This is a genomic window from Psychrobacillus mangrovi (genome assembly GCF_037104765.1).
GTDB lineage: Bacteria > Bacillota > Bacilli > Bacillales_A > Planococcaceae > Psychrobacillus > Psychrobacillus mangrovi.
Map to the genome: position 1 here is coordinate 39,554 of NZ_JBAWSY010000023.1, position 6,351 is coordinate 45,904.

General features: G+C 36.4%; 5 protein-coding genes. 2 read left to right on the forward strand and 3 right to left on the reverse strand.

The genetic code is table 11. From position 1 onward, the window contains the following. Positions 1 to 17: 17 nt before the first annotated feature. The 3 genes from WAX74_RS18625 to WAX74_RS18635 are packed head-to-tail and all read right to left on the reverse strand — an operon-like array spanning position 18 to position 4,326. The gene (locus WAX74_RS18625) at positions 18 to 1,454 is read right to left on the reverse strand and encodes a M20 family metallopeptidase (RefSeq protein ID WP_336499167.1); all 1,437 of its coding nucleotides are present in this window, start codon (positions 1,452 to 1,454) and stop codon (positions 18 to 20) included. Further along, positions 1,455 to 2,765: an amidohydrolase gene (locus tag WAX74_RS18630; protein WP_336499168.1), complete on the reverse strand. Its 1,311-nt coding sequence runs from the start codon at positions 2,763 to 2,765 to the stop codon at positions 1,455 to 1,457. A 25-nt stretch (positions 2,766 to 2,790) separates the two neighbouring features. Next, a complete protein-coding gene (locus tag WAX74_RS18635; protein ID WP_336499169.1) occupies positions 2,791 to 4,326 on the reverse strand; it encodes an AbgT family transporter in 1,536 nt (511 codons plus the stop codon). 117 nt (positions 4,327 to 4,443) lie between these two features. Between WAX74_RS18635 and WAX74_RS18640 the strand changes: the two genes are divergently transcribed. Together WAX74_RS18640 and WAX74_RS18645 are read left to right on the forward strand one after the other, a co-directional pair. Continuing rightward, complete coding sequence (locus WAX74_RS18640; RefSeq protein ID WP_336499170.1) at positions 4,444 to 5,760, forward strand: helix-turn-helix domain-containing protein; 1,317 nt, start codon at positions 4,444 to 4,446, stop codon at positions 5,758 to 5,760. 227 nt (positions 5,761 to 5,987) lie between these two features. Beyond that, complete coding sequence (locus WAX74_RS18645; protein ID WP_336499171.1) at positions 5,988 to 6,230, forward strand: hypothetical protein; 243 nt, start codon at positions 5,988 to 5,990, stop codon at positions 6,228 to 6,230. Positions 6,231 to 6,351 lie beyond the last annotated feature (121 nt).

The following is a 6,351-nucleotide window of genomic DNA, read 5'->3' on the forward strand; positions in this document are numbered from 1 at the left end:
CATTCACTAGTAAGTGTCTATTGAATGCTCGGTCTAAGATTATCAGGCAATGGATTTCGATAGGAACTTTTTGTGCTTGCAACTAATTCTTGCTTCGCTAAATCTATTAAGTCCGGTTTTTCAAAAAGCTCTATGGCACTAGCTGCTAGAACCTTTCCTGCATATAATAATCCCTTATGAGCAAGAGAGGTTTTTCCTTGAGAGACAAGTTGCCAAGTGTGAAGTGGAGTGCCTGCTACAAAGCAAGTAGTAAAAAATTGAGCGGTTGGCACGATCCAACTAACATCTCCTACGTCTGTCGAACCTTGCATCACTTCTCTATTTTTCACATAGGGTATGATCTCTTCAAAAAAGGGAGAGTCTTCTCTATAAAATTGATCTGTGATTTGGTAGCTCGATAATTTCTCTGCATCTAGAATAGCTGTTTCAACCTCTTCAGATGTAATAGTTTTGGCCATTTTATGAGCATAAATCAATTCTTCCCCATTATATTCCGGCAAACCAAAATGCTGTAATTTTTCATTTATTATCATATTTAATGTATGGTTCGGTATGTAATTTGAACATGCCTTATCAAAACGAACGGATACCTTGGTTTCCGTCATTAAAGCAGCTCCATTTGCAATGTTAATAACACGCTGATAAATTTCTTCTACGTCTTTTAAATGAGGTGCACGAATGAGATACAATACCTCTGCATCTGATTGCACAACATTGGGCGAAGAGCCTCCCGTGTTTGTAACGGCATAATGGATTTTGGCATCTGAGATAATGTGTTCACGTAAATAATTGACACCAACATTCATCAGCTCAACTGCATCTAATGCACTTCGTCCAAGATGGGGAGAATTTGCTGCATGCGATGCTTTTCCTTCAAAAGAGAAATATACTTGATAATTTGCGAGTGAGGAGAATGAAAAAACACCCGTGTAAGAATTAGGATGCCATGTAAGCGCAACATCAATGTCTTTAAAAATACCATCTCTCACCATAAAAGTTTTACCAGATCCCCCTTCTTCTCCAGGACATCCAAAGTATTTGATGGAACCCGTTACTTTCTTTTGTTGAATTAGTTCCTTTATTGCAAGAACTCCTGCGATTCCTGCTGTTCCCAATAAATTATGCCCGCATCCATGCCCGTTTGCACCTTCTTGTAAAGGTTCTCGCATATCTGATGCTTCTCTTTGACTAAGACCTGACAAAGCATCAAATTCCCCGAGTAAACCAATGATAGGCTTTTCTTCTCCAAAGGTAGCTGTAAATGCTGTTTCTATTCCACCTACTCCACGTTCAACAATAAAGCCCTTTTGTTCTAAAAAATCACTCAAAATTTTGGATGACTGATATTCTTGAAATCTAGTCTCTGGTATGTCCCAAATTTGATCACTTAACGCTATTATTTCCTCTCGTTGCTCTTCAATTAACAACTCTATTAAATCTGCTAGATTATCCATTTAAAGTTTCCCACTTTCATATACATAAATTTGTTCAATTGTGGCTAACCAAGTTTCCAACACAATTGGAAACACGTCCTCATCAATATCAAATTTCTCATGATGATGTCCAGCTGATAGTGTTGTTCCAAAGATGGAATACGTTGCAAGTCCACCTTGCTTTTGAACATGATTCATCATATAGGTAGCATCTTCTGAACCGGCCGCAAATTTAGTAAGAGGAATTACCTCCACTAATTTATTTACAGTTTTAGCTGCACCCGTAACTATTTCTATTAATTTATCAGAAGATGAACAAGTTTTGGCCGATCCCACTACTCTATAAGAAAGCTCAGTCCCATACATTTTGGAAGCTCCTTCTAGCACAGTTAAAGCTTGTTGATCGACATAGGAATGGACTTCGCTATTTTCACCACGGGTTTCAAGCTGTAAGGAAGCATGGGCTGGAACTATATTCCGTCCATCACCCGCAATACAAGTTCCGACATTTATCCGAGAAGCCCCTCCACTATGCGGAGATATTCCATGTAGGCCTAGAATAGCAGATGCCGCAGCTAATAAAGCATTTCTTCCCTTTTCTGGCTCGGCTCCTGCATGCGCTGCCTTCCCTTTAAACGTTGCATCTATTTTAGTTGTAGCTAAAAATCCATTTGTTCCAGCAATTACGGTTCCTAATGGCACCCCAGTTCCAACATGCATACTTAAAAAATAATCCACTCCATCTACTACACCAGCATCCACCATGGATTTTGCCCCACGCACTCCTTCTTCCGCTGGTTGGAAAATTATTTTAATCGTCCCTCCAATGTACTCCAAGCTTTCTGCAAGTATTGTTGCTAAGCCTAAACCAAGCGCACTGTGTGCATCGTGCCCACACGCATGCATAACTCCCTCGTTTAATGAACGGAAACCTTTTTTTGTTGGTATATGCGATGAATTATTAGTTTCTAAAATTTCCAAAGCATCCATATCAAATCGAAAAGCAATAGTCGGTCCAGGCTTGTATCCTTTAAGTGTTCCAACCACACCTGTGTATCCTCCTACCATTTTTTCTAGATATTCTTGGTATGCTCCAGTATTTTTTGCACGCTCATAACAATCTTCTAACTGTTCATCAGAAGGAACACCCATACGCTCCTCTGTTAACACCTCTTTACCGATCTGTACTTCAAATCCTAAATGATTTAATTCATGCGCAATAATGGAGGCTGTGCGAAATTCTGTCCAGCCTGTTTCTGGATAACGATGAAAATCCCTTCTCCATTCACATATCTGCTCCATTAAATTAGGAGTTATAGTAAACCCATTCATCTTATTCACTCCTTAGATTTATAAACTAGAGATATAAAGATACCCCTGGACCAATAGGAATACCAAGTAATGCAAATACGAGCATTAAAATAATCCAAATAATCAGAAAACCGATTGTATATGGAATCATAAGAGACATGAGTGTACCTATCCCCGCTTTTTTATCATACACGTGCATGAATGATAGAATAATAGCGAAATAAGGATTTAATGGCGTTACCATATTGGTAGAAGACTCCCCAATACGGTACGCTAGTTGTATAAACGCCGGGTGATAACCTAGCACCATAAAGAGCGGAATAAACACAGGACCAACTAGTGACCATAATGCAGAACCACTAATGATGAACAAGCTCAAAAATGCGGTTAATAATACAAATAGCACGATAACGAATATATTTGTCATATTTAAGTGCGTTAATATTGCTGCACTATGCACCGCTAACCAAATAGCAATATTGCTCCAGTTAAAATATGCAACAAATTGAGCAATCATAAAAATTAATACAATATATCCAGATAAAGTTCCAATTGCCTCTGTCATCAATTTAGGAACGTCTGCAGATGATTGGATTTTTTTCGTGCTTACCCCATAAACAATCCCTACGACTAAAAAGAATAGAAACAAAACTGGCACTATCCCTGACAAAAATGGTGATCGCAATAAGGTTCCATCTTCGTTTAGCAAAGGAGAATTAGGTATAAGCATAGCTCCGACAACAGCAGCGATGAATATTAGTGCAGCAATCAGTGAATTACGTAAACCTCTTTTTTCTAGAGTACTTATCTCATTGGAAAGAGATTGTTGCGCTCCGGTATAAACTCCTAATCTCGGTTCTACATACTTCTCAGTAATGAGTGTACCTAGTCCAGCCAAAACAAATGTAGAAACACTCATAAAAAACCAGTTATCGAGTGGTGTCACAATAATATCGGGATTAATACCTTGTGATATTTCTGTAGATATTCCAGATAATAGCGCATCTGTACCAGCAATTAATACATTTGCCGTAAAACCAATTCCGGAACTTGCTAAGCCAACTGCCAATCCAGCAATTGGATGACGACCGACCGATAAGAATACTAGTGCAGCTAATGGTGGAATTACAACAAATGCTGCATCGGAAGCAATATTCCCTAAGATTCCAATAAAGAAAACGGTAAATGTAATAATCTTTCTAGGTGTATTGAGTATTGCTCTTTTCATAAGCATTTCTAGCAACCCGACTTTTTCAGCTAAACCTATTCCTAACATGACAGTTAGTACTAAACCTAACGGTGCAAAGTCTGTAAAGTTCTTTAGAGTATCAGATAATATAAACTGAATACCTTCATAAGACAAAATACTTTTTACTGCTACAGTTTCCTGCGTATTCGGATGAACTACAGCAGCTTTAAATAAACTTAATATCCATGATAGAATAACGAGAAGAACTGTTAGATAAAAGAATAAAATAAACGGATGTGGTAACTTATTTCCCACTTTCTCTACGAAAGATAAAAATCTTGAAAACCTATTTTCACTATTAATCTCTTCGTTATTTTCAATTGTGCTATTCAATAAAACCACCCCTTCGATTAATTAAAGACCCCTTTGTCCAATGTCTTTAATTAACAGGGTAAACTAAATTAATTACGGAAGTCAATATATTTTTAGAAAAAGGAGAAAAATTGAAAAATGCCGAGAATTCTTATTTTTACAACAGAAAATTCTTTAAAATGGGTTAAAAAGGCTGAGGCATTACAGCTAGAAAATTGTGAATTTGTTTACACAATTTATGATAGCCTCGCACATTTACACGCAATTTTTTTAGATAAAATACAGTTGGTGGATGGGATATTATTTAGTGGACAAATACCTTATTTTTTCGTTAAACAACATTTTTCAGATGTACTCATTCCGATGTTACATTTCGATGTCACCCAAGCTGATTTTTATCGGACACTTTCTGAATATATCTATAAGAACAAAGACTTCGAGATGAAAAGATGTTTAGTAGATTTCTTATACGAGGAAAATAATTATCTGGGGATAAAGGAATGGACTTCAGAGGGAGATTTACCCTATATCTTTGACCCTAGCATCCGCGCATATGCAGATCTTGATGTATATGATAAAATTCGAGATCTCCACGTTGATTTGTGGCAACAAAACAACGTGGATGTATGCATGACTAGATTAAGTAGGCTACCAGAAATATTAAAACCATATAATATTAACTTGTTATTAGTAGTTCCTTCTGACCGAAGTATGATTATGAAAATAGAAGCATTGTTAAAAGAAATACAACTTCTTCAATTAATAGAGAATCAAGTTGTTATTGGTCATTTAGAGATAGCTATTAATAGGAATAACGTAACTGAATTAGAATATCGACAAATGTCCTTATATAAAGCAATACTGGATTTTAGCAAACAAAATCATATGTCTTTTATTATTCATAAAAATGTTTTGTATTATGAAATTATCACGAATTACACTGACTTTAAATCGATTACAAACGATATGACAAGCTGTCAGCTAGTACCCTTTCTTTCCCACGAATTACAGTTTCCTGTTCATATCGGCTGGGGGATAGGTCATTCGATCCAAGAAGCACAATCACACGCTGAAAAAGCTTCACAAATGTGTGCAGCACTGGAAACTCAGGCTTACATTTTATCTAAAGAAGAGAAGTTGATTGGACCTTTAGGCGATAAAAATTGGATACAGGTAATCACACAATATGATTCTGGTATTGAACAATTAAGCGGGAAATTAAACACATCTCCTCTACAAATTCAAAAAATTATTGCCGTTATGGACAAGCTTCAATCTAACATACTGGCGTCAGAGGATTTAAGCAGTCATTTAGGTATCACGTCAAGAGCCGCTAATCGAATACTAAAAAAACTAGAAGAACACGGAGCTGCTACTGTTTTAATGCAGCAACAGAAAAAACTACGAGGACGTCCGAAGAAAGTGTATCAAATCCAATTTGACAAAATAGAATAAAGTTATTTAAAAGACTGTCTGATGTTCAAGCCATCCATCAATCGGTCTTTTTTTTCATAATAAGTTTCTTGCCTACAAGTAAGTGAATGAAAATGTATCAGTAATTGTGGCACACCCCGACGATGAACTGCTTGGAAGCATAGAACACAAAAAAAATTAATTATTCATGGATATAAAGTTATCACAGTAATATTTTTGCGAAGGGCCGCAAGGAAGAAGAACTAAACATGAAGCAAACTATAGAAAAAGTATATAAACATCTAGGAATACAAGAGACTGTTTTTCTGGAATATCCCAATCTCCTTTTAGAAACATACCCACTACATGTCATTATTAAAGAGATAGAATCCTTAGTAGAAAAGTTTAATCTAAAAAGGACATTCAATTCAGTTAGATCTACTCCTACAAAATTGTTAAAAGGGCTAAAAAAGAAAGGTTATGCAGACGAGTTTATGAAACATGTGAATTAGAGTTAGCATAAAAAGTGGACATGTTAAAACACGACCCTCATACTAAAAGTAAATTAAGGGAGCGTGTGTAGGATGGCTGTATTATCAAGAGAAATGCGAGAATATCTAGTAAAATTAGTTG

Coding starts and splice junctions, on each gene's coding strand:
- WAX74_RS18630 (WP_336499168.1), bottom strand. CDS start 2,765: ATGAATGGGTTTACTATAACTCCTAATTTAATGGAGCAGATATGTGAA.
- WAX74_RS18640 (WP_336499170.1), top strand. CDS start 4,444: ATGCCGAGAATTCTTATTTTTACAACAGAAAATTCTTTAAAATGGGTT.
- WAX74_RS18625 (WP_336499167.1), bottom strand. CDS start 1,454: ATGGATAATCTAGCAGATTTAATAGAGTTGTTAATTGAAGAGCAACGA.
- WAX74_RS18645 (WP_336499171.1), top strand. CDS start 5,988: ATGAAGCAAACTATAGAAAAAGTATATAAACATCTAGGAATACAAGAG.